Below are 25,556 nucleotides of genomic sequence, written 5' to 3' on the forward strand. Positions count from 1 at the left end.
GCCCGGGGGTGGTTCGACCGGGCTGGGGGGGGGGGGGGGGGGGGGGCGCCGCGCCCCCCCCCCCCCCCGCGACCCGGGCGACCGCGCGGAGGGGTGCGCGGGTCGCCCAGCGGCGTCAGCGCAGGTCGAGCTGCTGGCCGACGCGGAGCACGTTCGGGTTGCTCAGCACGTCGGCGTTGCGCTGGTAGATGGCCTGCCAGCCACCGGGCACGTTCTCCCGAGAAGCGATCTTGCTGAGGGTGTCGCCCGCGGCGACCGTGTAGTCGGCGCCGTTCTTGGCGACCGGGGCGGCCGGGGCGGGAGCAGCCGGGGCCGGGGCGGAGGCGCGGACCTTGGTCGGCTCGGCGGGGAGTCCGCGCAGACCCATCTTCTTCGAGCACGACGGCCAGGCGCCCCAACCCTGGGCGGCCAGGGTGCGCTCGGCGACGGCGATCTGCTCGGCCTTGCTGGCCTGGTGGGGCATCCCGGTGCCGCCGAAGGCGCGCCAGGTCCGCGGGCTGAACTGCAGCCCGCCGTAGTAGCCGTTACCGGTGTTGATGCTCCAGTTTCCGCCGCTCTCGCATTGCGCGAGCTTGTCCCAGGCAGAGGCGGGGGCCGCGGTCGCGGTACCCGCGAGGGCAGCCGTGGTACCTGCTGCGACAGCTCCGACAACAGCGAGGCGGACGAGACTTCGACGCGTGGTCGTGGTCGGACGGTGGGTCATCGCGTGTTTCTCCTGACGCATCACCGAGACATCCGCCCTCGTCAGGCCGCACGGGCCGGACGATGCGATTCATTGATCCGGTCTTCGCCGTTGGGGATCGACGTTTCCGGGATGAAAATGTTCTCGGCCCCGTCCCGTCTGTGCTCGACGGACCGGAGCCGCGGACGGGGCATTGATGCGACGGCTCCGGATGCATTCTTCGTCGCCCTGGTCGGGGAGACGGCCGCCGACGCTACGAGGCCGGTACGGGCTATGGCCAAATTTGGTTGCCGTGACGCTGCTCACTGTAACGACACCATTGGTGTGGCGATTGGCGCAGATCCCCAGGTCAAATCGCGTGGATCACGCCGACATCACGGTGTTTGCAATACCTCCATCTCGGAAGCATCTCGGTTTGCGTCACACTCAGTGCTCGACGCGCCGTGCGAGCGCGATCACGTTCGGTCACGTGACGTTCGGCGAGCGGTGGCTGGCGACCCGGTGTTCCGTCATGCTGGAGTCGTGAATGATCGCCCTGCCGCCGACCCGTCGGGCCCGGCCTCGCCGACCGAGCTGGCCGGCGCGCTGCGCACCACCGGTTACCTCGCCGACGACGGACTGGCCACCGCCGCCTTCCTCGCCCTGCGGATGAACCGGCCGCTGTTCTGCGAGGGCGAACCGGGGACCGGGAAGACGGCGCTGGCCCAGGCCCTGGCCCAGGTGCTGGGCGCCGAGCTCATCCGCCTGCAGTGCCACGACGGCATCGACGCCTCGCAGGCCCTCTACGACTGGGACTTCCCCCGCCAGCTGCTGCACCTGCGCGCGCTGGAGGCCGCCGCCGGCGCCACCGGCGAGAAGCTGGACGTCGACTCCGTCGAGCACTCCCTCTACGACCCGCGGTTCCTGCTCGCCCGGCCGATCCTGCGGGCGCTGCAGACCACGCCGAGCGTGCTGCTCATCGACGAGATCGACCGCGCCGACGACGAGTTCGAGGCCTTCCTGCTGGAGGTGCTCACCGAGCACGCGGTGAGCATCCCGGAGGTCGGTGAGATCCGGGCCAGCACGCCGCCGCTGGTCGTGCTCACCTCCAACCGCACCCGCGAGGTGCACGACGCCCTCAAGCGCCGCTGCCTCTACCTCTGGCTCGACCACCCCGACCTGCAGCGCGAGATCGAGATCCTGCACGCCCGGCTGCCCGGCGTCCCCGAGCGGCTGGCCGCCCAGGTCGCCGGGGCCGTGCGCCGCCTGCGCACCGCCGACCTGCTCAAGCCGCCGGGCGTGGCCGAGACCCTGGACTGGGCCCGCGCGCTGCAGCTCGTCGGCGCCCGCCAGCTCGACGTGGACAGCGCCGCGGCCACCCTGGGCGCCGTGCTCAAGTACCGCGAGGACGCCGACCGCGTCCGCGCCCAGCTCGACACCCTGCTGGCCTCCTGATCCCTCCGATGCCCCTCCCCACCACCGCGGCACCCGCGGCCGACGGCGACCCGCTGCAGGCCCTCGTCGGGTTCACCGCCGTGCTGCGCGGCGCCGGGCTGGCGATCACCACCGACCGGGTCGCGGCGTTCCTCGGCGCGCTCGACAACCTCGACGTCACCAGCGAGCTGCAGACCTACTGGGCCGGTCGGCTCACCCTCTGCTCCGACCCCGACGACCTGCCCCGCTACGACCAGGCCTTCGCCGCGTGGTTCGACCAGCGGGAGGGCAGCCGCACCCGGATCGTCGACCAGCGCCCCCCGCCCCCGCCCAAGCTCGCCTCGCTCACCAGCGGTCCCGACTCCGCCGACGCCGACGACACCGGCGACCACCCTCACCTGCAGGCCAGGTCGAGTGGCACGGAGTTGCTGCGCAACCGCGACGTGGCCGAACTCACCCCGGCCGAGCGCGAGCACCTGCGCAGGCTGCTGGCCCTGCTGCGGCCCCAGCTGCCCGACCGGCCCTCCCGGCGGCGGCGCCCGCACCGCCGCGGCGCCCCCGACCCGGGCCGCACCCTGCGCGCCGCGCTGCGCAACCAGGGCGAGCTGCGCGAGCTGCACCGCCGCGACCGCTCCGCCCGGCCGCGGCGGATCGTGCTGCTGGTCGACGTGTCCGGCTCCATGGAGCCCTACGCCGACGCGCTGCTGCGCTTCGCCCACGTCGTGGTGCGGCGCGCACCGGGATCGGTGGAGGCGTTCACGCTGGGCACCCGGCTCACCCGGGTCACCCGGGAGCTGCGCATGCGCGACGCCGAGCGCGCGCTGGCCGCCGCCGGGAAGGCCATCCCCGACTGGTCGGGCGGCACCCGGCTGGGCGAGGTGCTGCGGGCCTTCGTCGACCGTTGGGGGCAGCGCGGCGCCGCCCGGCGGGCCGTCGTCGTCGTGTTCTCCGACGGCTGGGAGCGCGGCGACACCGACCTGCTGGCCACCCAGATGAGCAGGCTCAGCCGGCTGGCCCACGAGCTCGTCTGGGTGAACCCGCACGCGGGCAAGGACGGGTACGCCCCCGTGCAGGGCGGAATAGTCGCGGTCCTGCCGTACTTGGACCATCTACTGGCCGGGCACTCCCTGGCCACACTGGAGAAGCTGCTCGAGGTGATCAGGCATGCGTGATGTGCTGGCGAAGCTCGACGAGTGGTGGGCGAAGGGCGAGACCGCAGCCCTGGCCACCGTCGTCGGCACCTACAGCTCCGCCCCCCGCCAGCCCGGCGCGTCGATGCTGGTCGGGCCGGCAGGCGAGGCGGTCGGCAGCGTGTCCGGGGGATGCGTCGAGGGTGCGGTGTACGAGCTCGGCGAGCAGGTCCTCGCCGACGGGCGCCCGATCCTGCAGCGCTACGGCGTCTCCGACGACGACGCGTTCGCCGTCGGGCTGACCTGCGGCGGCATCATCGACATCTTCGTGGAGAAGGTCACCCCGCAGTCCTACGCGCAGCTCGGCGCCGTCGCCGAGGCGGTGCGGGCCGAGCGGCCGGTGGCGGTGGCCACGGTCGTGTCGGGGCCCGCCGACCGGCTGGGCAAGCGGCTCGTCGTGTGGCCCGACGGCACCGACGGCGGCACCGGTTCGGCCCGCCTCGACGACGCCCTCCGCGACGACGCCCGCGGCCTGCTCGACGCCGGCCGCAACGCGATGCTCACCTACGGCGTCGACGGTCAGCGCCGCGGCGAGGGGCTGTCGGTGTTCGTCGAGTCGTTCGCCCCGCCGCCCCGCATGATCGTGTTCGGTGCCATCGACTTCGCCGCCGCCGTGGCCAAGATCGGCAACTTCCTCGGCTTCCGGGTCACGGTCTGCGACGCCCGCCCGGTGTTCGCCACCGCGTCCCGCTTCCCCGGCGCCAACGAGGTCGTCGTCGAGTGGCCGCACCGTTACCTGGCCGCCGAGGCCGAGGCCGGGCGCATCGACGCGCGCACCGCCCTGTGCGTGCTGACGCACGACCCGAAGTTCGACGTGCCCCTGCTGGAGGTGGCGCTGCGGCTGCCGGAGGTGGCCTACATCGGCGCCATGGGCTCCCGCCGCACCCACGAGGACCGGCTGGAGCGGCTGCGCGAGCGCGGGATCACCGAGGAGGAGATCGCCCGGATGTCCAGCCCCATCGGGCTCGACCTCGGGGCGCGGACGCCGGAGGAGACGGCCGTCTCGATCGCCGCGGAGATGATCGCGAAGCACTGGGGCGGGGGCGGGGAGCCGCTCGGGCGTCGCGAGGGCCCCATCCACATCAGCGGCTGACCCGCGGCGGTCCCGCGCCGCGCCGCCCGAGTGGGCAGGGGGGCGGGGGCCGTTCAGCGCGTGGGCGGCGGGAGAGCCACGGGGACGCCGTCCAGGGTGCCGGTGGCGGTGGCGTCCGGGTCGAGGAGCGGCCAGGTCAGCTCGACCCGGTGGGGGCCGTCCGGGGTGGCCACCGTGAGCCGGGCGGTCGCCGCGTGGCCGGCGTCGATCATCACCGTGCCGTCGACGGCGGCGTCCTCCACGAACCGGTAGCCCTGCAGGGTCACCACGCCGTCGGCGGTGCCGGTGGCCGTCCCGCCGCGCACCCCGGGCCGGGTGAACTCCGCCGCGAGCACGTCGGATGGGTGCCGCGGGACGGTCGCGTCCACCGCGGTGGCGAAGCCGACGGCAGCCGGGCCCGGTAGGTCGGCCGCGGCGCGCGGGAACGAACCGGCCGGCCGGAACGTGGTGCGATCGCAACCGCCCACGACCGGCGCCGGTGGGTCGAGCAGGAACGCGCGCATGGCGTCGCGGGCGCACCAGCCGTCGACCGGGTGCTCGTCGTCCCAGGTCTGGTGGGCGCCGCCGGGGACCCGCAGCAGGGTGTGCCGCGGGAACCGGTCGCCGAGCACCTCGGCGTCCACCGTGGTCGGGTCGCTGCCGCCGGCCAGCTGCAGCACCGGCGCGTCCGGGCGGGCGGTCGCGTCGACCGGTGCGCTCTCGCGCAGCCACGGCCAGTGCACGCACAGGTCCCCGGTGTCGGCCAGCGCGGACCCCGCCTCCGCCTCCTCCCGCGTGAACGGCGCGTACGGCTGCCGCTCGGCGTAGAAGGCGTCGAGCTGGGCCAGGCGCTGCGGCAGCGGAGCGGTCCGGTCGAACGGCAGGTCGGCGCCGCTGCAGCCGTAGAGCAGCAGCGTCGCGGCGCGGTCGGGTGGGAGCTCGGGTCGGTCCGGAGGAGGCGGGACGACGGCGGTGGTCAGTCGGCGCAGCGGGGCCGGGTCACCGTCCAGGTGGGCCTGCAGCGCGGCGTCGAGGTCCCGCCCGACGCGCGGGTCGAACGCGGCCCAGTCCAGCAGCGTGACGAGCCGGCTCGCGTCGCCGCCCTCCGCGCGCAGGGCGGCGGCCACCCACCCCAGGCGCTCGCCGGTCGAACCCGGTAGCGCGGCGCACGCCGGCGCGGTCTCGCACGCGCGGTCGACCGACCCGATCACCGTGCGCAGGAACTCGTGCGGGCCACCGGCGAAGAGGTAGCCCCGCTCGCTCGCCGGGACCGCGCCGTTGAGGAACACGGCGGCCACCCGCTCCGGGAACCGCGAGGCGTAGGCCTGGGCCAGCTCCGAGCCCCACGAGTTGCCGAACAGGGTCAGCCGGTGCACGCCCAGTGCCGCGCGGACGGCGTCGTAGTCGCGCACGGCCTGGTCCAGCGCGAACCACCCGGCCCGCGGTCCGAGCTGCTCCCCGCAGCCGGCCACCGTCCCCGGCCGGTCGGTGTCGACGCCGGTGCACGCCAGCGGGGTGGAGGCGCCGAGCCCGCGAAGGTCGGCGACCACCAGGTCGTGGTGGTCGTGCACGGGGCCGAGCGGTTCGAGGATGGTCCGCTGCACCCGCTCCGCCGGCCCGATCGACGGGGAGGGCGGCCCGCCCATGTGGACCAGGATCGTCCCGGCCGCGGGCTCCGCGGTCTCGCGGCGGGGGATCCGCTGGAACGCCACCCCGATCCGCTCGGACCCGGGGTCGTCCCAGTTCAGGGGAACCTCGACGGTGCCGGTGCACACCTCGGTCGCGGTGGCGCACGGGTGCGGGGGCGGAGCCGGACCGGCGGCGGGTTGGGCGGGCGGGGCGACGGCGCACCCCGCGAACGCCGCGGCCGTCACCGCGGCGGCGATCAGCGGTCTCTTCACGGGCCGGACGCTAGGAACGCGGCGGGTCCGGACGCCTCACCCCGCGGAGCGCACCGGGCCTGGCTCCCCGGGGGCAGCCCGGCTCTCCGGCTGGTGTCGTCCCCCTGGCGGCCCGACGTCAGCCCGACGTCAGGAAAGCCACGTTCAGGACGGATCCGGTCCTGAACGTGGCTTTCCTGACACGTGATCGGGGGTGCGCCGGGCCGGTGCGCGAGCGACTCAGGAGCCCGGCTCGACGAGCCCGCTCTCGTACGCGAACACCACCGCCTGCGCCCTGTCTCGCACCCCGAGCTTGGCGAACAGCCGCCCGACGTGCGACTTCACCGTCTCCTGCGCGATCACCAGCTCGGCCGCCACCTCGGCGTTCGACCGGCCGCGCGCGATCAGCCGCAGCACGTCGCGCTCGCGGGCGGTGAGCGCGGCCAGCAGCCCGGCCTCCCGGGCGCCGACGGGCCTGCGCTCCCCGAACCGGGCCATCATCCGCCGGGTGATCGACGGGGCGAGCAGCGCGTCGCCGGCCGCCGCCACCCGCACCGCCTCGGCCAGCTTGTCCGGCGGTGCGTCCTTGAGCACGAACCCGCTGACCCCGGCGCGCACCGCCTCGTAGACGTAGTCGTCGAGGTCGAACGTGGTCAGCATGACGACACGGGGGCGGTGGCCGTGGCCGGTGAGCAGCGCGCGGGCCGCGACCAGGCCGTCGACGCCGGGCATGCGCACGTCCATCAGCACCACGTCCGGGCGGTGGGCGCGGGCCAGCGCGACGGCCTCGGCGCCGTCGGCGGCCTGGGCGAGCACCGCGATGTCCGGCTCGGCGTCCAGCAGGGCGGCGAGCCCCGCCCGCACCATCGCCTGGTCGTCGACGACCAGCACACCGATCGGAGCGCTCATGCCACCCCCTCACCGGTGCCCGCCGGCAGTTCGGCGCGCACCGCGAACCCGCCCCCGGGCCGCGGCCCGGCGTCCAGCCGCCCACCGAGGATCCGCACCCGCTCCCGCATGCCGACCAGGCCCAGCCCGGCGCCCGGCGAGGGTGCGGCGGGCGCCGCCGCCGGCCCGTTCTCGACCTCCACCCGCAGCACGTCCCCGCGCCGACCGATCCGCACGGTGGTGCGGGCACCCGGGGCGTGCCGCGCGGCGTTGCTCAGCGCCTCCTGCACGATCCGGTACGCCGACAGCGCCGTCCCCGCGGCCAGCCCCGGCGCCTCGGCGAGCTCCAGGTCCACGTCCAGCCCGGCGCGGCGGGCCGACCCCGCCAGCTCGGCCACCTCCCCGAGCCCCGGCTGCGGCGCGCGCTCGGGCGCCGCGTCGCCGCGCAGCACTCCGAGCAGCCGGCGCATCTCGCCGAGCGCCGACCGCGCCAGCGCGCCCAGCTCGCCGAACTCGGCCGCCGACTCGTCGCCGACGCCGGGGAGCCGCCGCGACGCGCTCGCCGCCCGCAGCGCGAGCTCGGACAGGTGGTGGGACACCGTGTCGTGCAGCTCGCGGGCGATGCGGTCGTGCTCCTCGCGCAGCCGGCGCTCACCGGCCTCGGCGATCAGCCGCACGGTGCGGAGGTGACGATCGCGACGGCGCGCGCCGACCGTGGCCGCGAGCCCGACCAGCGCCACCCACGCGAGCAGCGGCCAGAGCCCGGCCGGCAGCCCCGGCGGCGAGGCCAGCAGCGCGTGCACGAGCCCGACCAGCAGCAGCCCGCCCAGCACCCCGGCCGCCGCCCCGGCCGGCACGGCCACCCCGACCGCCCAGGCCACGACCAGGTGCGGTGGGACGACGTCGACGAACCACGGCGGCGCGACGTCGGCCGCACCCGCCGTCGCGGCGAGGACGACAGCGGCGAGCGCCGCGGCGGTCGCGAGGAGGCCCGCGACCACCGGGCGCCACCGGGCCAGCAGCGCCGCGACCGCGCCGGCCAGGGCGGGCGGCAGGCTCACCGCGCCCAGGCCGCCGGACGCGACGACCCCGATCGACAGCGCCACGGCCAGTCCGGCCGCGGCGAGGAAGGGCCACCACGGCAGCACCGGCCGGCCGGTGACCGGGTCGGCGGGCAGCCCGGCGCCCAGCACCCCGCGCAGCCGCTCGCCCGTCCCCCGACGCACCACCCCAGTCAACCGCGTCCCCGCCCGTCGGACCCAGCCGATCCCCCGGGTTCGCGAGGCCTCCCTCGGCCCGCCGGGTTCAGGAAGGCCACCCTCACGAACCCCGGGGTTCAGGAAGGCCACCTTCAGGTCCTCACAGGCCGGGAAGGCCACCTTCCTGAACCGGAGGTACCGGAAGGCCACCTTCCTGAACCACGGGCCGCGACCGTGGCCCCGCCGCCCCCGGGGCACGGCTCGGCGGCCGGGGTGGGTCTGCGGTAGACACCGCGCCATGCGGTTCTACGCGGAGCGCCCGGCCCGGTTCCTGCTCCAGCTCCTCGCCGACGTCCTCGTGGTGGCGTGGGTGTGGCTGTGCGTGGACGTCGCCGGCACGGCCCGCGACGTGGTCCTGCAGCTGCAGACCCCCGCGAACACCCTGACCGGCGCGGGCGACGGCATCCGCGGCGCCTTCGACGACGCCGCCCGCACCGCGGGCGAGCTGCCCCTCGTCGGGGAGGACCTGGCCCGGGCGCTGGGCGCCGGGACGGGGGCGGGCGACTCGATCGCCACGGCCGGGCGCGACATGGCGGGCACGGTCGGCACGATCGCGTTCGGCACCGCCGTCGGGATCGTCGTGCTGGGGGTGCTGCCGGTCCTGCTGACGTGGCTGCCGCTGCGGCTGCGCTACGCCCGGTCGGCCGGGTCGGCCGCCGGGGTGCGCGGTGTCGACTCCGACCTGCTGGCCCTGCGCGCGATCACCAACCGGCCGGTGCGGCGGCTGCTGCGGGTCAGCCCCGACCCGGCCGCCGCGTGGCGGCGCGACGACCGCGAGGTCGTGCACGCGCTGGCCGCGCTGGAGCTGCGGGCCCTCGGCCTGCGGGCGCCGCGGCACGCGCCCGACTAGCCGAGCGCCCCGCCCGCCGCCCGCTCCGCGGAGTTCGGGCGTCGTCGCAGCCCCGGGGTGGTGCTCGCAGGTGTCCGGCGGGCTGCGACGACGTCGTCAGCGCTGCGACGAGCGCGCCGGGCGGACCGCCGGGTCAGCCGACGGTGATGGTCTTGTCGTCGGTGAGTGGCGGGCGCCCTTCACCGTCCGACGGGTCGTCCTCGCTGACGCGGACCACGTACTCCCCCGGCCCGAGCTGCACCGTGAACCGGAAGGGCGAGAACTTCTGGCCCTCGCTCGTCGTCGTGTAGCCCGACTGCACGACCCGCCCGTCGCGCAGGACCTCCCACAGCACGGTGGCCTCGAACACCGCCGCCTCCCCGGCCACCGTCACCTCCGGCCCGACCGTGGACCCGTCGGCGGGCTCGTCGATCTGGACCAGCGAGCGCAGCCCCAGGGTGTCGCCCCGGCGGACGGGGTCGGCGGTGGGGACGCCCCACAGGTCGTCGACGGGCTCGCCGTCGACCAGGATGCGGACCGGGTCGACGGACTGCAGCGCCGCCTGCACCGTGAAGACCAGCTGCTGGACCACCAGCGGGGCGGGGGCGGCATCGACCGGGGCCGGGCCGACGCCGGTGAGGTCGACGGTGATCACCCCGCCGCCGGTGGTGACCGGGCCGCGCAGGGCGGCGGTGGGGGGCCAGTGCGTGCGGTAGTCGGCGTCGAGGCCGGCCGGCTCGCCGAGCATCTCACCGACCGCGTCCGTCGCCGGGTCGACCGTGCTGACCTGGTGGAACTCCCGGTACAGCCGGGGGCCGGCCGCGGTGTCGGCGATGTAGTAGACCGGCAGGGCTCGGGCGGCGCTTGGCTCGCCGGTGGGCAGCGCGGAGGCCGGCCTCGGGCCGGCGGAGATGGTCGGGACGGGCACCGGGTCGGTCGGGGCGGCGGTGCAGCCGGCCAGCACCGCGCCGACCAGTCCGGCCATCCCGACGGCCGCGGCCGCCGGTCGCGCGTGCGTGCGGTGCCCCCGTCCCACCCCCATCGCTACAGGCTGCCCGACCCGGCGCCGCCGCGTGGCGCACGTCACCCGAGCGGGCGACGTGCGGCGCGGCGCACCAGCAGCAGTGCCGGCGTCCGCGTGACAGGCTGCCGACCATGCCGTTGTTCGCTTTCGAGGGGATCGCCCCGACCGTCCACCCCGATGCTTTCGTGGCGCCGACCGCCACGCTGGTCGGCGACGTGCGCGTGGAGGCCAACGCCTCGATCTGGTACAACGCCGTGCTCCGCGCCGACTTCGGGCCGATCGTCATCCGGGAGGGCGCGAACGTGCAGGACGGCTGCGTGCTGCACGGCGGCACCGAACCGGTCACCGAGGTGGGCGTGGGCGCGACGATCGGGCACCTCTGCGTCGTGCACGGCGCGGTCATCGGCACCGAGGCGCTGGTCGGCAACGGCGCCACCGTGCAGGACGGCGCGCGGATCGGCGCCCGCTGCCTGATCGGGGCGGGAGCCACGATCCCGCCGAACACCGTTGTGCCCGACGGGCAGCTCGTGCTGGACACGGTGGCCCGGGTGAAGGGCCCGCTGAGCGCGTCGGCGAAGGGCTGGGTGGACTCCAACCCCGACATCTACCGGGAGCTAGCCCGCAGGCACCGCGAGTCGGTCGTCCCGGTCGTGCCCTCCGACACCAGGGCGTAGCGGCCACCGCCCCGGGGCGGATGTGACGTGGGTCCACTCGGTTGCATGGTGCAACCATTGGTCTTATCGTTGTCCTATGCGAACTAACGGCGGGCCGGACGGGTACGCCCCCGACCGCGCGGCCGACGAGCTCGCCGACGCCGTCCAGGCGCTCCTGCGCAGCTGGCGCGCACTCACGCAGCGGGCCGCCGAGATCGGGGCGCCCTCCACGATGGCCGTCCTCGAACTCGTCCGCCTGCTCGGCGAGGACGAGCGGCGGCTCAGCGAGATCGCCGCCCTGCGCGGCGTCGACCAGTCCGTGGTCAGCCGCCAGATCAGCGAGCTGCAGGCCAAGGGCCTGGTGTGCCGGCGACCCGACCCGGCCGACCGGCGGGCCAGCCTCGTGCGGCTCACCCCCTCCGGGCAGGACCTGCTCGCCGAGGTGGCCGAGCTGCGCCGCGACTGGCTCCACGGCGCGCTGGCCCGCCTGCCCGAGACCGACGTCCTGGCCGCGGCCCGGCTCGTCACCGCCGTCGCCGAGGAGATCGCCCACCGCGCCGCGGAGCCCGCCGGCTCCCCCGCCCCGCCGGCCCGACCCGGCCGCCCCGCCCTGACCAGCACGAGAGGCACGACCGCATGACCACCCCGTCCACCGCCCCGGCTCAGGCGGCCCCCGCCCTGAGCCACCGGCAGATCGTCACCACGCTCAGCGGTCTGCTGACGGGGATGTTCGTCGCGATCCTGTCCAACACGATCGTCTCCAACGCGCTGCCGGCGATCGTCAGCGACCTGGGGGGCTCGCAGACCGGCTACACCTGGATCGTCACCGCCACGCTGCTGGCCACCACCGCGTCCACCCCGATCTGGGGCAAGCTCGCCGACCTCTTCCCGAAGAAGCCGCTGGTCCAGGCGGCCACCGTGATCTTCATCGTGGCCTCGATCGGGGCCGGTTTCGCCGGGTCGATGGGCGAGATGATCGGCTGGCGGTTCCTGCAGGGCGTCGGCGCCGGCGGGCTGCAGGCGCTGGCCCAGGTCGTCATCGCGGCGATCATCCCGCCGCGCGAGCGCGGCCGGTACTCCGGCTACATGGGCTCCGTGCTGGCCGCGGCCACGGTCTCCGGCCCGCTGATCGGCGGCCTGCTCGTCGACACCCCCGGCCTCGGCTGGCAGGCGACGTTCTTCGTCGGCGTGCCCGTCGCGCTGATCTCGCTGGTCGTCGTGCAGAAGACCCTGCGCCTGCCCACCGTGCGCCGCGAGGTCAAGCTCGACTACTGGGGCGCCGCGCTGATCGTCGGCGGCGTGTCCACCCTGCTGGTCTGGGTCTCGCTGGCCGGCGAGCAGTTCCCGTGGAGCTCCCCGACGTCCTTGGCGCTCGTCGCGATGGGCGTGGCCGCACTGGTCGCCGCCGTCATCGTCGAGACCAAGGTGCCCGAGCCGGTCGTGCCGATGTGGCTGTTCCGCGAGCGGACGGTCGTGCTGTCCGTGCTGGCCAGCATGATCGCCGGTGTGGTGATGTTCGGTGGCTCGGTGTTCCTCGGCCAGTACTTCCAGATCGGGCGGGCCTACTCGCCGATGGCCGCCGGCCTGCTCACCCTGCCCCTGATCGGCGGCCTGGTGGTCTCCTCGACCGTCTCCGGCCAGCTGATCAGCCGGTTCGGGCGCTGGAAGCCCTACCTGCTGGCGGGCGCCGCGCTGATCACCACCGGGCTGACGCTGCTGGCCACGATCGACCACGCCACCCCGGTATGGGAGGTCTCGATCTTCCTGGTGCTGCTGGGCACCGGCATGGGCATGACCATGCAGAACCTGGTGCTCGCCGTGCAGAACACCGTCGACGTGTCGAACGTCGGCGCCGCCAGCTCGCTCGTCGCGTTCCTGCGGTCGATGGGTGGCACGGTCGGCGTCACCCTGCTCGGGGTGGTGCTCGACGACCGGGTCTCCCAGCTGCTGGGCGGCTCCACCGGCGCGCTGCAGGCGCTGGGCACGGCCCCGCCCGCGCAGGCCGGGCTGATCCGCGCGGCCTACGGCGACGGCATCTCCTTCGTCTTCCTGATCTGCGCGGCGGCCTCGCTGGTCACCCTGGTGTCGGTGATCCTGATCCGGGAGGTCCCGCTGCGGACCACCATCGAGAAGGCGCCCGCCCCGGCGGAGTCCCCCGACCTGGCCCCCGCCCGCACCCGCTGAGGTCCCACCCGGTCCAGGAAAAGCCACGATGCTGCCCGCACAGGGCGGCATCGTGGCTTTCCTGAACTACGGCCGGGGTCAGTCGTCGGGGTCGGGGGACGAGGCGCGGGCCCAGTAGCGGCGGGGGATGCGGCCGGCGTGGCGGGCGGCGTGGCCCGCCTCGACGGCCAGCCGCATCGCCGTGGCCATGCGCTCCGGGTCGGCGGCCCGGGTGACCGCCGTGGCCAGCAGGACGGCGTCGCAGCCCAGCTCCATCGCCAGCGCGGCCTCCGACGCGGTGCCGATCCCGGCGTCGAGCACGACCGGCACCCCGGCCTCGGCCACGATCATCTCGATGTTGTGCGGGTTGCGGATGCCCAGCCCGGTGCCGATCGGCGAACCCAGCGGCATCACCGCGGCGCAGCCGACCTGCTCCAGCCGCCGGGCCAGCACCGGGTCGTCGTTGGTGTAGGGCAGCACGGTGAAGCCGTCGTCGACGAGCTGCTCCGCGGCGTCGAGCAGCTCGACCGGGTCGGGCAGCAGCGTGCGCTCGTCGGCCACGACCTCCAGCTTGACCAGCTCGGTCTCCAGCGCCTCGCGGGCCAGCCGGGCGGTGAGCACGGCCTCGGCCGCCGTGCGGCAGCCCGCGGTGTTGGGCAGCACCTCGATGTCGAGCCTGCGCAGCAGGTCGAGCACGCCGGTGCCGGTGGCCGCGTCGACCCGCCGCATCGCCACCGTCGTGAGCGCCGTGCCGGACGCCACCAGCGCCCGCTCCAGCACCTCCAGGTTGGCGGCCCCCCCGGTCCCCATGATCAGTCGTGAGGCGATCTTCCGATCGCCGACGACCAGCGTCGTGCCGTCCATGCTCATCCTCCCTGCACCGCGGTCAGGACCTCCACCCGCGCGCCATCGACGAGCGGGGTCGCCGGCCAGTCGGCCCGGCGCACCAGCTCGCCGTCGACGGCGACGGCCACCCCGCGCCCGGGCAGGCCGAGCACGTCGAGCACCGCGGCGACCCGCGCCCCGGCCGGCAGCTCGTGGGCCGCACCGTTGATCCACACCTGCATCTCCTGGCTCCTTCCGGCGCTCAGCGCCCGTGCCCCGCCGCCGCGAACCGGGCGGGGTCGGCCGCCGCCACCGCCGGTTCGGGTTCGCCCCGCAGCAGCCCGAGCACGGCGTCGGCGGTCAGCGGGGCGAGCAGGATGCCGTTGCGGTGGTGGCCGGTGGCGACCAGCAGGCCCTCCGGGCCGAGGGCGCCGAGCAGCGGGAGGTTGTCGCGGCTGCCCGGGCGCAGCCCCGCCGCCGCCTCGACCAGCGCGTACTCGGCGATGCCGGGCAGCACGCGCTCGGCGTCGCGCAGCAGGTCGCGCACCCCGCCCACGGTGACCTCGGTGTCGAAGCCGGTCTCGGTCTGGGTCGCCCCGATCACCAGGCCGCCGTCGTCGCGGGGGACGGCGTAGACGGGCCTGCCGTCGACGAGTGCGCGCACCGTGCGCGACGGCGGCGGGAACGCCCCCACCCGCGCGGCCAGCCGCAGGATCTCGCCCTTCACCGGGCGGACGAGCCCGTGCAGGGCGGGGTGCAGGGCCGCGGAGTGGGCTCCCGCGCAGACCAGCACGCACTCGGCGGGCAGGTCGCCCGCGGCGGTGCGCACGCCGGTGACGCGGTCGCCGTCGTCGAGGACCTCGTGGACCTCGACCTCGCGCACCGCCGCCCCGGCCCGCTCGACGGCGGCCCGCAGCGCGGCCAGCAGGACCCGGTTGTCCACGGCGAGGTCGCCGGGCACGCTCAGCCCACCGCGCACCTCGGGCCCGAGCGCCGGTTCGAGCCTGCGCAGCTCGCGCCCGCCGAGGCGCTGCACCTCCCGGCCGAGCCCGGCCAGGTATCCGGCCAGGGCGTCCAGCTCGGCGCGGTCGCCGCCGCCCGTCGCCACGACGACGGTGCCCTCGGTGCGCAGCCCGGCCGGGCGGCCCGCGGCGTCGGCGAGCCGCCCGGCGAACCCCGGCCACCGCCGCACCGACTCGACCCCGAGCCCGAGCAGGCCCTCCTCGCCCGGCCACGCCTCGGTGACCGGGGCCAGCATGCCGCCGGCGACCCGGGAGGCGCCCGAGGCGGGCGCCGGGTCGAGGACGGTGACGTCGAGGCCTGCGGCGGCGGCGCGCCAGGCGCAGCTCAGCCCGATCACACCCGCCCCGACGACGGTCAACCGCGTGTACGTCATCATCACTGCGCTCCCTGCGCCGGCATGACCCGGATCAGGTTCGACGGTCGGGATCGTCGCGATCCCCTCTCAGCCCGGATCCCGGGCTCCCGTGCGTCACCTGCGACCCACCCTACGCCGGGAACGCGCCCGCGGCGTCGTGGCGGCGGACCAGTCGTCCGCGCAACCGAGCCGCCGCGGCGGCGGGGTCGTCCGCCTCGGTGATCGCGCGCACCACCACGATCCGCGTCGCCCCGGCGGCCAGCACGTCGTCCAGGCGCTGCTCGTCGATGCCGCCGATCGCGAACCACGGCCGCCGCGGCGCCCGCCCGGCCACCTCCCGGACCAGGTCCAGGCCCGGCGCCGGGCGGCCCGGCTTGGTCGGGGTCGGCCAGCACGGGCCGACGCAGAAGTAGTCGACGCCCGGCTCGGTCGCCGCCGTGGCGGTCTCGGTGGGGCTGTGCGACGACCGCCCGAGCACGACCTCCTCGCCGACGACGCGGCGCGCCCACCCGACGGGCAGGTCGTCCTGCCCCAGGTGCAGGACGTCGGCGCCGGCGGCCAGGGCGACGTCGGCGCGGTCGTTGACGGCCAGGAGGGCGCCGTGCCGGGCGCAGGCCTCCGCCAGCACCTCCAGCGCGGCGAGCTCCTCGCGGGCCTCCAGCGGGCCGTCGGGGCCCTTCTCGCGCAGCTGGAGCACGTCCACACCGCCGCTCAGCGCGGCGTCGGCGAACTCGGCCAGGTCGCCGAGGGAACGGCGGGCGTCGGTGCAGAGGTAGAGGCGGGCGTCGGCGAGGAGGGAGCGCCGGGCGGCGCCGTCGAGGTCGGGCACGTGCACCGACGCTAGCGGGTCGCCCGGCAAGTCTCACCCGTCGGCGCAGGGCCTGCGTGTTCTTCGCAGGCGCCGCAGCACCTGCGAAGAACACGCCGCCTCTGCGACGACGGCCCGAGGGGCGTCAGCGGCGCGAGGTGGGCGGGGCGACGGTGGTCTCTTCGACGTCGTCGCCGAAGCGGTCGCCCAGCGAGGAGCCGAAGCGGTTGCCGATGCCCGGAGCCGCGCCACCGGAGCCGGCGCCCGAGTCGGTGTCCGCGCCGCTCTCGGGGGTCGCCGGGGTCTCGCCGGGGGTGTCCCGCTCCGTCGGCCGGATGTCGACCGAGCCGCCGGGGTCGTCCTCGGGGGCCTGCTCGTCGTCCTGCCGGGTGTCCGAGTCGCCCTCCGCGCCGCCGGGGGCGTCCGGGTCGGGGGTGGCGGTGGTCGAGCTCTCCGGGTCGGCGGTGGGCTCCGGGGTCGCGGTGGCGTCGGTCTCGGTCGGGGCGGGCTCCTCCTCGTCCTCGACGGGCGCGGCCGGACGCGGGTCGGCGGCCCGGCTGATCGAGGTGCCCGACTCGTTGCCGGTGATGGTGGAGCCCTTGACCAGCTCGATGCCGGTGATGACCGCCATCGCCAGCGCGAACACCAGCGCCGTCAGGCCGGCCCAGAGCAGCCAGCGCCGCCGCGGGGGCTGCGGGCCCAGGTCGGGCTGGACGGAGCCGTCGGCGTCGACCGGGGGCAGCCGGACGGTCATCTCCGAGTCGGACTCGCCGGACTGGCCGGACTGGCCGGCGGCGTCGCCCGGGTTGCGCCGCACCCGGACCACGGCGACCAGCGTGTCGCGGGTGCGGTCCAGCGAGCGCTGGTAGAGGGTCGTGGCCACCGTGCTGGCCACGGACCCGAAGGCGGCGCCCAGGACCGTGCCCTCGGCCCCGAAGAACGAGCCGAGCACCGCCGACGTCGCCGCGGCGCCCGCGCCGGCGAGCACCTTGTTCAGCGACAGGTCCGCCTTGGGCGGCTCCTGGGCGGTGGCCACGCGGACCGTCTCGCCCTCGGTGCTGCCGTTCGGCCGCCCCGGGCCGGGTGGGCGGGGCGGCGGGAACGGACCGCCGGGGTTGTACCCGCCGGGCGACCGGGGCGCGGGCGGGCCCGCGGGGCGGGGCGCGGGCGGGACCCCGGGGTGGCCGACCCTGGGGTCAGGACGGGGCTCCGGGACCGGCGGGGTCCGGGGCCCGTCACCGGGGACGGGACGAGGTGCAGCGGGGTGGTGGGGCATGGCTCCGAATCGCGGTCGTCGAGCTTGGCGGTCGTCGACCGTCACGCCCGGCTACCGGCGGGTTCGCCGGTGTCGGCGTGGCGGTCCCACGGCGTACCCGTTTCCAACCGACGAGACGACTGAATCGCTCCAGTCGATCACTATTCGTGAGACCGTTCACGCCGTCGGGCGGGCTGCCTCGCCTTGAGCCTCCGGATGGCGCAGACCACCATGGCCTGGAGGTAGCGCCGAACGGAGTACTGGCCACGATAGCGCCACGCACAGGGCCACCAGCGGCCAGGTGAGCACGGTCCGCGCGACGCCCAGCGCGACCACGGCGTCCGCCCAGTACAGCGGCAGGAATACGGCCAGCCGCACGAGGTACTGCCCGACCCACACCCAGCTGGCCCGCTGGTAGCCGCGCAGCAGGTGGGGGTCGCGCCGCCAGCGGGTGCGCTGGCCGAGCGCGGTGCCCACGACCAGCCCGAGCAGCGGCCAGCGGACCACGATCGACACCGCCCAGGCCAGCGCGCTCGCCGCGTTGGTGGCGATCTGCACGAGGAAGAAGTCGACCGCGCGGCCCGTGTAGCCGGCCACGAGCGCGGCGACCGCCACACCGAGCAACCCGAACAGCACCGCCCGGGGCCGCCGGCCGCCGACCATCCGGACCACCGCCACCACTGCGGCCGACAGCACCGCCGCGCCGCCGCCCCAGGCCACCGGCGACGGCCAGCCCAGCGCGTCGCCCAGGGTGAAGACGAGCACGAACGCGACGACGGGGACCGTCGCGTCCACCGCGCCACCGCGCCCGCCCAGGACGTCGGCCAGCGACGGCTCCGGGCGCTGCTCTCCACCGGACATGAGGCAAGGGTGCCCTATCCCGGGTCGCGGATCACAGGGCAGCCCAGGTGATCTCCGTCCGGCCCGGTCGGGGTTCGGCCCGTCGGGACCCCCGAGGTGGTGGCGCTTACCCGGGGTGCTGAGCGATCCTGAGGCGTACGGCACCCGTCGCCGTGGTGACGGGTCGGGGACGGGAAGGGGGGTGTCGACGTGGGCGAGCGAACCGAACCGGTCGGCAGCTTCATCGCACTGGGGGACAGCTTCACCGAGGGACTGGACGACTGGCGGCCCGACGGCAGGCCGCGCGGCTGGGCGGACCGGGTCGCGGAGTACATGGGCGAGCGCGAGCCCGGTTTCCGCTACGCGAACCTCGCCGTGCGCGGCAAGCTGCTCGACGAGATCGTCGCCGAGCAACTGCCGGTGGCCGAGCGGCTGCGCCCCGACCTGGTCGCGTTCTGCGCGGGCGGCAACGACATCATCCGGCTCTCCTGCGACACCGACGACCTCGCCGCCCGGTTCGACGCCGCGCTGCAGCGGCTCACCGCGACCGGCGCCCGGGTGTTCGTGTTCACCGGTTTCGACCTCGGCCGCATGCACCCGGTCATCCGCCGCCTGCGCGGCCGGGTCGCCTGCTACAACGAGCTCATGCGGGCCAGCGCCGACCGGCACGGCGCCACCGTCGTGGACCTGTGGGGGATGACCCCGCTGGCCGACCCGCGCACCTGGGGCCGCGACCGGCTGCACCTGACCGCCGAGGGGCACCGCCGGGTCGCCCTCCGCGTGCTGGAGACGCTGGGCGAGCCGGTCACCGACGACTGGCGCACCCCGCTGCCGGTCGCCGAGCCCGCCCCGTGGCGGCACCGCCAGGTCGAGGACCTGCGCTGGATGCGCGAGTTCGTGATGCCGTTCGTCCGGCGGCGGCTGCAGGGCCACCGGACCGGCGAGGGCTTCGCGGCCAAGCACTCCGACCTGCTGCCGCTGAGCCCGGGCGGGCACCCGGCCACCTGAACCGGCTTGCCGGCGCGCCACCCGGCCCAGCAGCCTTGTCCGCATGAGCACTTCCCGACCGAGGTCGTACGTCGTCACGGGGGGCGGGCGGGGGGTCGGCCGGGCGATCGTGGAGCGCCTGCTGGCCGACGGCCACCGCGTGGTCGGCGTCGAGCTCGACCCATCGGCCGTCGGATGGCTGGACGGGCGGGAGGGCGCCGCGGCGGTCGTCGGGAGCGCCGCGGACGAGGAGGTCGCCGAGCGCGCCGCGGACCGGGCGGCCGAGTTGGGCCCGCTGGGCGGCTGGGTGAACAACGCCGCCGTCTTCCGCGACGCCGACCTGCACGTCGACGGGCCCGCCGTGGTCCTCGACCTCGTCACCGCGAACCTGGCCCCGGCGCTGGTGGGCACCGCGGTGGCGGTGCGCAGGCTCCTCGCCGGGGCCGCCGGCGGGGCGATCGTCAACGTGTCCTCGCACCAGGCGACGCGGGCCGTGCCCGGCGCCCTGCCCTACTCGGTGGCCAAGGCCGCGGTCGAGGGGCTGACCCGGGCCACCGCGGTGGAGTACGGGCCGCGCGGGATCCGGGCCAACACCGTGGCGCTGGGCTCGATCGCCACCGCGCGCTACGACGACATGCTCGAGCGACTCGGGCCGGAGGCCGCCGCCGACGTCACCGACCAGATGCGCCGGCTGCACCCGGTGGGCAGGGTGGGCCGCCCGGCGGAGGTCGCGGCGGTGGTCGCGGTGCTGCTGTCGGAGGAGGCGTCGTTCGTGTCCGGGGCCACGGTCCCGGTCGACGGCGGCCGGGCCGCGCAGGGCCTGGACCCCGAGGCGCGGTCCGTCTGAGCGAACGTCACCCGTTCGAGTAACACCGCCGTCGACCCAGCGATATCCGGGCGTCCGCTCCCCCGCTCCCCCGCGCCGCCGGAGTACCCGCATGCCCTTCGTCCCGCTGTCCTCCGACGGCGTGCAGCGCGCCACCACCGAGGCCCTGCCCGCGCCCCGGATCCAGGTGGCCCTGGAGCCCCACGAGGGCGGGATCACGGTGCTGGCGGTGGAGCCCACGGGGCTGCGGGCGATCGGGCAGCTCGACCCCACGGCCGCCGAGCCGTACCGCAGGGTGCTGGCACCGCTGGCCGAGGAGGGCGTCTACGGCACCTGCACCGCCGAGGCCGCGGTCACCGGCACCGTGCTCAACCTGGCGCCGGCCGAGGCCTGCCTGCCCGAGGGCGGCAGGGCGCCCGCCGAGGAGGACGACGCTGCGCCGAAGGGCGCCACCGCCCGCACCGGGCGGCTGCGCGAGGAGGCCGACGACGTCGAGACCGGGGCGTCGCTCGCGGTCGTCGCGGCCACGACCGTCCGGGCGCCCGCCGGGTCGACCGTGGACACCGTGGTCCTCGATCCCGGCGCGGCCACCCGCCCCGGCCGCCGCCACGACCCGCGGGGGCGCCCGGCGCACCGCCGCCGGAGCTCGCGAGCGGCCGGTGGCGGCGCGGGTCCGGTCCGGATGCTGCTCGCGGGGGTCACCGGGCTGCTGCTGGTCGGCGCGACGGCACAGGGCCTCACCGGCGGGCAGCCCACCGGCGGCTCCGCGGTGACCGCCGCCCCCAGCCCGGTGTCGGTGCCCACGCGGACGGCGCCGGAGGCCGTGCCGGTCACCGTGTCGGTGGTGCCGGGGGCCAAGGTGGGCGCCGACGGGCCGGCCCCCGACCGGGCCGGGGCGGCGTCCCCGCCCGCGGCCGGGGCGCCTGCGGACGAGGACGAGCCCGCCGACGAGCAGGGCGGGTCCGACCACGAGTCCGACGAGGGTGCCGACGAGGACCGCTCCGACAACGGCGACACCGAGGACGGCGACCACTCCGGTTCCGACGCCGACGAGGGGTCCGACGACTCCGACGACGGTGAGTCGGACGGCGGGCGCTCCGACGGCGGGTCGGACGGCGGGCGCTCCGACGGCGGGTCGGACGGCGGGTCCGACGACGACGAGCCCGACGGCCGCCCCGATCGGGGCGGCGGCGGAGGTGGCGGTGGCGGTGGCGGCTCCTTCCGGGTCTGCCTCGCCGCGTGGGCGGACGGCAAGACGTCGATCCGCCGCGGCGAGCCCGGTTACAGCCGCCGCCTCGACCTCGACGGCGACGGCCGGGCGTGCGAGCGGCGCTGAACCCCGCGATCCCGCTGCCGGGGTGAGCACTCACTCCGTTGCCTGCCGGGCATGGAGGACACCCCCACCCGACGCCGCGCCCCTGCTCGGCGACGTGCCGGTCGACCCGGCAGGCCCGGACGGCGGCATGGTGCGCTCGACCCGGACGGCCACCTGATCGAGATCATCAGCGGCCGGCGTCCGGGCGGTGGGCCGGGTCGCCCATCGCGTTGAGCGCGTCGACCAGCCGCTTCTCCTCGAACCGGAAGTGCGACTCCAGCAGCGCGGTCAGCCCGTCCAGCTCGCCGAGGACCCCGCGCAGCGCGGGCGGGGCCGGGTCGGGCGGCACCCCGCCGACCAGCTCGGTGATCCGGGTCAGGATCTGCGCGACGACGCGGTGGTCCCACTCCAGCTGCTCCAGCACCGGGCGCAACGCCGGGTCGCGGCGGGCCAGCGCGGGGAAGACGGTGGTGTCCTCGTCGGTGTGGTGCTCGTGCAGGTGGGCGCAGAAGGCCAGGCAGTGCGCCCCCAGATCGCGCGTCGGGGCGGCCGGGGCGCCGGCGGCCAGCGCGGCCCGCAGGTCGTCCAGCTCGTCGCGGAGCCGGAGGTGGGTGTCGGTCAGCTGGTTGCCGAACGCCCTGAGCCGGTCGATCGGGTCGGAGGGGGTGGTCATCTCGGAGCCTTCGGTCCCGCGCCTCCATGCCCACGGCGGTCTGCTCACCGGGTGCACGCGACGCTGCGGCCACCTGATCACAGGGCGGCGACCGGAGGCGACCCCGGCCGTCCCCGGCGGATCGACGCCGCATTACATCCATCGGGTGATGTAAGCCATCGTCAGCTTGCGTTCCAACAAATCTCTAGCTATCGTTGCAGATATCAGGGGCGCCGAACAGGAGATGTGCTCCACCGGCGCTTCCCGCATCGCCGCCTGATGTCGAGGATGAAAGGAGTGGCTCGCGATGCTGATGCGCACCGACCCGTTCCGGGAGTTCGACCGGCTCGCCCAGCAGGTCCTGGGATCGGGGCAGGGCACGTGGTCCCGGCCCAGCGCCATGCCGATGGACGCGTACCGCCACGGCGACGACTTCGTCGTCGAGTTCGACCTGCCGGGCGTCGACCCGGCGGCCATCGAGCTGTCCGTGGAGCGCAACGTGCTGACCGTGCGCGCCGAGCGCCGGCCCACGCGCCGCGATGACGACGTCGAGATGCAGGTCTCCGAGCGCAGCCTGGGCGTGTTCTCCCGCCAGCTGTTCCTCGGCGACACGCTGGACACCGACCACATCGCCGCCGACTACTCGGCCGGCGTGCTGACCCTGCGGATCCCGGTGGCCGAGCGGGCCAAGCCGCGCTCGATCTCCATCACCAACCGCGACTCCGACCCCAAGGAGATCAACGCCTGATCCGGCGGTGAACGGGCCGGGCACCCCTCGACCTGCCGGGGGCGCCCGGCCCGTTCGCGCACCGCGATCGGTGGATTCCTGCCGCAAGATATGTGAATCTACTGCTGTGGATTATGTCCAGCGGCCCGAGCAGCAGAGGGCGGGGTGACGACCGTGAGCCTGTCCCGGCTCGACGACGAGGACTACCCGGCGGTCGCCATGGGCCAGGCCGCCGAGCTGCTGGAGGTGCAGCCCGCCTTCCTGCGCAGCCTGGACGCCGCCGGCGTGGTCAGCCCCGAGCGCTCCTCCGGTGGGCACCGCCGCTACTCGCGCCGGCAGCTGCAGCGGGCGGCCCGGCTGCGCGGCCTCGTCGACAACGGCATGAACCTCGACGGCGCCATCCGCATCCTCGAGCTGGAGGACGACCTGGCCGCCGCGCACGCGCGGATCGCCGAGCTGGAGCGTCGGCAGGCCGACGCCGCGGCGAGCCAGGAGGACCAGCCCTGACCCCGGACACCGGGTGGACCTGGCCCGAGCTGCGGGCCACCCGCGTACTGGCCGAGGACGACGACATCCTGGCCCTGGACAAGCCGGCCGGCATCTCGGTCACCGGCGAGCGGCACGACACCGACGTCGTCGAGCTGGCGGAGCGGGCGGGCGAGCGCCTCTTCCCGGTCCACCGCATCGACAAGGTGACCTCCGGCGTCGTGCTGCTCGCCCGGACCCTCGCCGCGCACGGCCCGCTGACCAGGCAGTTCGCCGACCGCACCGCGGCGAAGGGCTACCTGGCCGTCGTCGAGGGCGACGGGCTGCCCGAGCGCTGGACGATCGACCTCCCGCTGGGCGTGGGCCGCAAGAACCGGGTGCGGATCGCCGCCCCGCGCGAGCGGCTGCGCTTCGACGAGGCCGCCGCCACGTGGACCGTCGACCCGGGCGACGTGCTCACCGGCAAGTCGACCTACCCCTCCCGCACCGACGTGCACCGCCTGCTGAGCACCGGCGGGCGCACGCTGGTGCTGGCCCTGCCGCGGACCGGGCGCCGCCACCAGATCCGGGTGCACCTGGCCTGGACCGGCAGCCCCATCGTCGGCGATCCGCTGTTCCGCGCGCCGGGCGCCGCCCCGGCCACCCGCACCCACCTGCACTCGTGGCGGCTGCACCTGCCGGCCACCGACCTGGCCCTGGCGGCCGAACCGGACGCCGGGTTCCTGGCCCCGCTGGACGGCGGGCCGGCCGGCGCCACGGCCGTCGAGACCGCCGTCGAGACCGCCGCGGCGCTCTGGCTCGCCCGCCGCGGCTGACCCACCCCCGGAGCTCCCGTCGAGAGCGATGAGTTCGGCGACGCGTGGAGGTCATCAGTGCGCCGGGACGGACCCGGCGAGCGGGAGGTGGACATGTCCGACGACGACGTGCGCGCGGCGGTGATCGCCGAGAGGCGGGACCAGGTGGAGGTGCTCACGGCGCTGACGCCCGGGCAGTGGGACGCGCCGACCCTGTGCGAGGGCTGGCGGGTGCGCGAGGTCGTCGCCCACACGACGTCGGCGTACCGGCTGTCGTTCGGCCGCTTCCTGCTCGACCTGCTGGCCGCGCGCGGCAGCATCAACCGCGCCGCCGACCGCCGCGCCCGCGCCGACGCGGCGGTGATGGGACCGTCGGAGCTGCTGGCGTGCCTGCGGGACAACGTCGAGCACCCGTGGACCCCGCCCGGCGGCGGCCCGGCGGGCGCCCTGTCCCACGACGTCATCCACGGGCTGGACATCACCGTCGCGCTCGGGCTGGACCGGACCGTGCCGCCGGAGCGGCTGTCGATCGTGCTGGGCGGGCTGAAGCCCAAGAACATCGGGTTCTTCGGCATCGACCTGTCCGGGGTGCAGCTGCGGGCCACCGACCGGGAGTGGACCTTCGGCGAGGGCGAGCCCGTGCACGGCACCGCGGCCGACCTGCTTCTGGTGGTCTGCGGGCGCCGGCTGCCTCCCGGCAGGCTGACCGGCGCCCGCGCCGACCGCTACACCCGCGCCTGACGCCCGCGCAGGTGGTCGGCCAGCCGCCGCGGCGGCCGACCACCGATCCGCTCGATCTCCTCGCTCACCCGGTACAGCTCGTGCACCGAGCCGAACATCCGGAACATCGCCCACAGCGCCGTCAGGTGCTCCACCGCGCGGTCGTCGCGGTAGAGGTCGTCGGCGGCGGCCCGCCACGCCTCGGGCGCGACGTCGACGTAGTCGACCTCGTGCCCGAGCGCGGCACCGAAGGCCTCGACGACCCCCCGCACGGACAGCACCTGCCCGGTCAGCCGGTACACCGGTTCGACCGGGTCCGGGTCGACCAGCAGCCCCGCGGCCACCCGCGCCACGTCCTCGGCGGCGACCAGCGGCAACACCGTGTCGGGCGGGCCCAGCGGCAGCGCGAGCTCGCGGTAGCCGGCGGCGGCCGCTACCACCGCGAGGTTCTCGAAGAACACCCCGGCCCGCAGGTGCACCGCGCCCACCTCGAACCGGTCGAGCACCTGCTCGGCCACCCAGTGCTGGCGCATGTGCGGCGTGCCCGCCCCCGGGTCGGCGGCCAGCTGCGACACGTCGACCACCCGTTCCAGCCCGGCCTCCCGCGCCGCGACGGCGAACGCGCCGGTGGCGTCGACCAGGCCGTGGGTGACGGGGTAGGTCAGGAAGGCGCGGCGCACGCCGCGCAGCGCCGGGCCGAGGTCGGCGATCTCGCGCAGGTCGCCGACCACCACCTCGGCGCCGAGGGCGCGCAGCGCGGCGGCGCGCTCGTCGTCGACGCGCACGAGCGCCCGGACCCCGAGCCCGCGGGCCAGCAGCAGGTCGACGACGTGCCGGCCGGTGGAGCCCTGGCGCCCGCCCGCCGCCCCGGTGACCAGGACCGGTTCCAC

The 25,556-nt window shown here is 76.0% G+C and carries 27 protein-coding genes and 1 riboswitch; of the genes, 14 read left to right on the forward strand and 13 right to left on the reverse strand.

Annotation, left to right across the window (positions count from 1 at the left end):
- Positions 1–115: 115 nt before the first annotated feature.
- On the reverse strand, positions 116–724 hold the full coding sequence (locus KDL28_RS08505) for a transglycosylase family protein (RefSeq protein ID WP_308215967.1): 609 nt from the start codon (positions 722–724) through the stop codon (positions 116–118).
- 480 nt (positions 725–1,204) lie between these two features.
- Here KDL28_RS08505 and KDL28_RS08510 point away from each other — a divergent pair, with 480 nt between their 5' ends.
- The 3 genes from KDL28_RS08510 to KDL28_RS08520 are packed head-to-tail and all read left to right on the forward strand — an operon-like array spanning position 1,205 to position 4,378.
- Entirely contained in the window at positions 1,205–2,116 is a 912-nt protein-coding gene (locus tag KDL28_RS08510) for an AAA family ATPase (protein ID WP_252436823.1), read from the forward strand.
- A gap of 8 nt (positions 2,117–2,124) precedes the next feature.
- Positions 2,125–3,267, forward strand: coding sequence for a vWA domain-containing protein (locus KDL28_RS08515; RefSeq protein ID WP_252436824.1), 1,143 nt, complete (start codon positions 2,125–2,127; stop codon positions 3,265–3,267).
- Positions 3,260–4,378 (forward strand): XdhC family protein, encoded by a 1,119-nt coding sequence (locus tag KDL28_RS08520; RefSeq protein ID WP_252436825.1) that lies wholly within the window; start codon positions 3,260–3,262, stop codon positions 4,376–4,378. The genes KDL28_RS08515 and KDL28_RS08520 overlap by 8 nt, the downstream gene beginning before the upstream one ends.
- Before the next feature lie 53 nt (positions 4,379–4,431).
- On the opposite strand, the gene KDL28_RS08525 is transcribed toward KDL28_RS08520, so the two are convergent.
- The 3 genes from KDL28_RS08525 to KDL28_RS08535 form a co-directional block, all read right to left on the reverse strand.
- Positions 4,432–6,258 (reverse strand): alpha/beta fold hydrolase, encoded by a 1,827-nt coding sequence (locus KDL28_RS08525; RefSeq protein WP_252436826.1) that lies wholly within the window; start codon positions 6,256–6,258, stop codon positions 4,432–4,434.
- Between the two features lie 219 nt (positions 6,259–6,477).
- Entirely contained in the window at positions 6,478–7,146 is a 669-nt protein-coding gene (locus tag KDL28_RS08530) for a response regulator (RefSeq protein ID WP_252436827.1), read from the reverse strand.
- Entirely contained in the window at positions 7,143–8,351 is a 1,209-nt protein-coding gene (locus KDL28_RS08535) for a sensor histidine kinase (RefSeq protein WP_252436828.1), read from the reverse strand. Before KDL28_RS08535 ends, KDL28_RS08530 begins: the two co-directional genes overlap by 4 nt.
- A 271-nt stretch (positions 8,352–8,622) precedes the next feature.
- On the opposite strand from KDL28_RS08535, the gene KDL28_RS08540 reads away from it, so the two are divergent.
- Positions 8,623–9,234: a hypothetical protein gene (locus KDL28_RS08540; protein WP_252436829.1), complete on the forward strand. Its 612-nt coding sequence runs from the start codon at positions 8,623–8,625 to the stop codon at positions 9,232–9,234.
- Between the two features lie 133 nt (positions 9,235–9,367).
- On the opposite strand, the gene KDL28_RS08545 is transcribed toward KDL28_RS08540, so the two are convergent.
- Complete coding sequence (locus KDL28_RS08545; protein WP_252436830.1) at positions 9,368–10,255, reverse strand: Gmad2 immunoglobulin-like domain-containing protein; 888 nt, start codon at positions 10,253–10,255, stop codon at positions 9,368–9,370.
- A gap of 113 nt (positions 10,256–10,368) precedes the next feature.
- Here KDL28_RS08545 and KDL28_RS08550 point away from each other — a divergent pair, with 113 nt between their 5' ends.
- The 3 genes from KDL28_RS08550 (at position 10,369) to KDL28_RS08560 (ending at position 13,074) form a co-directional block, all read left to right on the forward strand.
- On the forward strand, positions 10,369–10,911 hold the full coding sequence (locus KDL28_RS08550; RefSeq protein WP_252436831.1) for a gamma carbonic anhydrase family protein: 543 nt from the start codon (positions 10,369–10,371) through the stop codon (positions 10,909–10,911).
- Between the two features lie 76 nt (positions 10,912–10,987).
- Entirely contained in the window at positions 10,988–11,530 is a 543-nt protein-coding gene (locus KDL28_RS08555) for a MarR family winged helix-turn-helix transcriptional regulator (protein WP_252436832.1), read from the forward strand.
- Positions 11,527–13,074, forward strand: a complete 1,548-nt coding sequence (locus tag KDL28_RS08560) for an MDR family MFS transporter (protein WP_252436833.1) — start codon at positions 11,527–11,529, stop codon at positions 13,072–13,074. The genes KDL28_RS08555 and KDL28_RS08560 overlap by 4 nt, the downstream gene beginning before the upstream one ends.
- 78 nt (positions 13,075–13,152) lie before the next feature.
- Here the strand turns inward: KDL28_RS08560 and KDL28_RS08565 are convergent, their stop codons facing one another.
- From KDL28_RS08565 to KDL28_RS08590, 6 genes are all read right to left on the reverse strand, one after another.
- Positions 13,153–13,917, reverse strand: coding sequence for a thiazole synthase (locus KDL28_RS08565; RefSeq protein WP_252436834.1), 765 nt, complete (start codon positions 13,915–13,917; stop codon positions 13,153–13,155).
- A gap of 2 nt (positions 13,918–13,919) precedes the next feature.
- Positions 13,920–14,120, reverse strand: coding sequence for a sulfur carrier protein ThiS (thiS, locus tag KDL28_RS08570; protein WP_252436835.1), 201 nt, complete (start codon positions 14,118–14,120; stop codon positions 13,920–13,922).
- A 20-nt stretch (positions 14,121–14,140) separates the two neighbouring features.
- Entirely contained in the window at positions 14,141–15,274 is a 1,134-nt protein-coding gene (gene thiO, locus KDL28_RS08575) for a glycine oxidase ThiO (protein WP_252436953.1), read from the reverse strand.
- A riboswitch (TPP riboswitch) is annotated at positions 15,269–15,377 on the reverse strand. (Overlaps the previous gene by 6 nt.)
- 9 nt (positions 15,378–15,386) lie before the next feature.
- A complete protein-coding gene (gene thiE / locus KDL28_RS08580; RefSeq protein ID WP_252436836.1) occupies positions 15,387–16,085 on the reverse strand; it encodes a thiamine phosphate synthase in 699 nt (232 codons plus the stop codon).
- 124 nt (positions 16,086–16,209) lie between these two features.
- Entirely contained in the window at positions 16,210–17,100 is an 891-nt protein-coding gene (locus KDL28_RS08585) for a hypothetical protein (protein WP_252436837.1), read from the reverse strand.
- A 396-nt stretch (positions 17,101–17,496) separates the two neighbouring features.
- Complete coding sequence (locus KDL28_RS08590) at positions 17,497–18,180, reverse strand: DUF3159 domain-containing protein (RefSeq protein WP_252436838.1); 684 nt, start codon at positions 18,178–18,180, stop codon at positions 17,497–17,499.
- 189 nt (positions 18,181–18,369) lie between these two features.
- Between KDL28_RS08590 and KDL28_RS08595 the strand changes: the two genes are divergently transcribed.
- The 3 genes from KDL28_RS08595 (at position 18,370) to KDL28_RS08605 (ending at position 21,308) form a co-directional block, all read left to right on the forward strand.
- A complete protein-coding gene (locus KDL28_RS08595) occupies positions 18,370–19,167 on the forward strand; it encodes an SGNH/GDSL hydrolase family protein (RefSeq protein ID WP_252436839.1) in 798 nt (265 codons plus the stop codon).
- Positions 19,168–19,210: 43 nt separating this feature from the next.
- Entirely contained in the window at positions 19,211–19,993 is a 783-nt protein-coding gene (locus KDL28_RS08600) for an SDR family NAD(P)-dependent oxidoreductase (RefSeq protein WP_252436840.1), read from the forward strand.
- Between the two features lie 91 nt (positions 19,994–20,084).
- A complete protein-coding gene (locus tag KDL28_RS08605; RefSeq protein ID WP_252436841.1) occupies positions 20,085–21,308 on the forward strand; it encodes an excalibur calcium-binding domain-containing protein in 1,224 nt (407 codons plus the stop codon).
- Between the two features lie 166 nt (positions 21,309–21,474).
- Here KDL28_RS08605 and KDL28_RS08610 read toward each other — a convergent pair whose 3' ends face one another.
- Positions 21,475–21,960, reverse strand: a complete 486-nt coding sequence (locus KDL28_RS08610; RefSeq protein ID WP_252436842.1) for a hemerythrin domain-containing protein — start codon at positions 21,958–21,960, stop codon at positions 21,475–21,477.
- A 286-nt stretch (positions 21,961–22,246) separates the two neighbouring features.
- Between KDL28_RS08610 and KDL28_RS08615 the strand changes: the two genes are divergently transcribed.
- The 4 genes from KDL28_RS08615 (at position 22,247) to KDL28_RS08630 (ending at position 24,687) form a co-directional block, all read left to right on the forward strand.
- Positions 22,247–22,687, forward strand: coding sequence for an Hsp20/alpha crystallin family protein (locus KDL28_RS08615; RefSeq protein ID WP_252436843.1), 441 nt, complete (start codon positions 22,247–22,249; stop codon positions 22,685–22,687).
- 153 nt (positions 22,688–22,840) lie between these two features.
- A complete protein-coding gene (locus KDL28_RS08620; protein ID WP_252436954.1) occupies positions 22,841–23,173 on the forward strand; it encodes a MerR family transcriptional regulator in 333 nt (110 codons plus the stop codon).
- A 74-nt stretch (positions 23,174–23,247) separates the two neighbouring features.
- Positions 23,248–23,967, forward strand: a complete 720-nt coding sequence (locus KDL28_RS08625; RefSeq protein WP_372496924.1) for an RluA family pseudouridine synthase — start codon at positions 23,248–23,250, stop codon at positions 23,965–23,967.
- Between the two features lie 93 nt (positions 23,968–24,060).
- Complete coding sequence (locus KDL28_RS08630; protein ID WP_252436844.1) at positions 24,061–24,687, forward strand: maleylpyruvate isomerase family mycothiol-dependent enzyme; 627 nt, start codon at positions 24,061–24,063, stop codon at positions 24,685–24,687.
- Here the strand turns inward: KDL28_RS08630 and KDL28_RS08635 are convergent.
- The gene (locus tag KDL28_RS08635) at positions 24,672–25,556 is read right to left on the reverse strand and encodes an NmrA family NAD(P)-binding protein (RefSeq protein WP_252436845.1); all 885 of its coding nucleotides are present in this window, start codon (positions 25,554–25,556) and stop codon (positions 24,672–24,674) included. The two genes, KDL28_RS08630 and KDL28_RS08635, sit on opposite strands and share 16 nt — an antisense overlap.

The organism is Pseudonocardia humida, assembly GCF_023898865.1.
Classification (GTDB): Bacteria; Actinomycetota; Actinomycetes; order Mycobacteriales; family Pseudonocardiaceae; genus Pseudonocardia; species Pseudonocardia humida.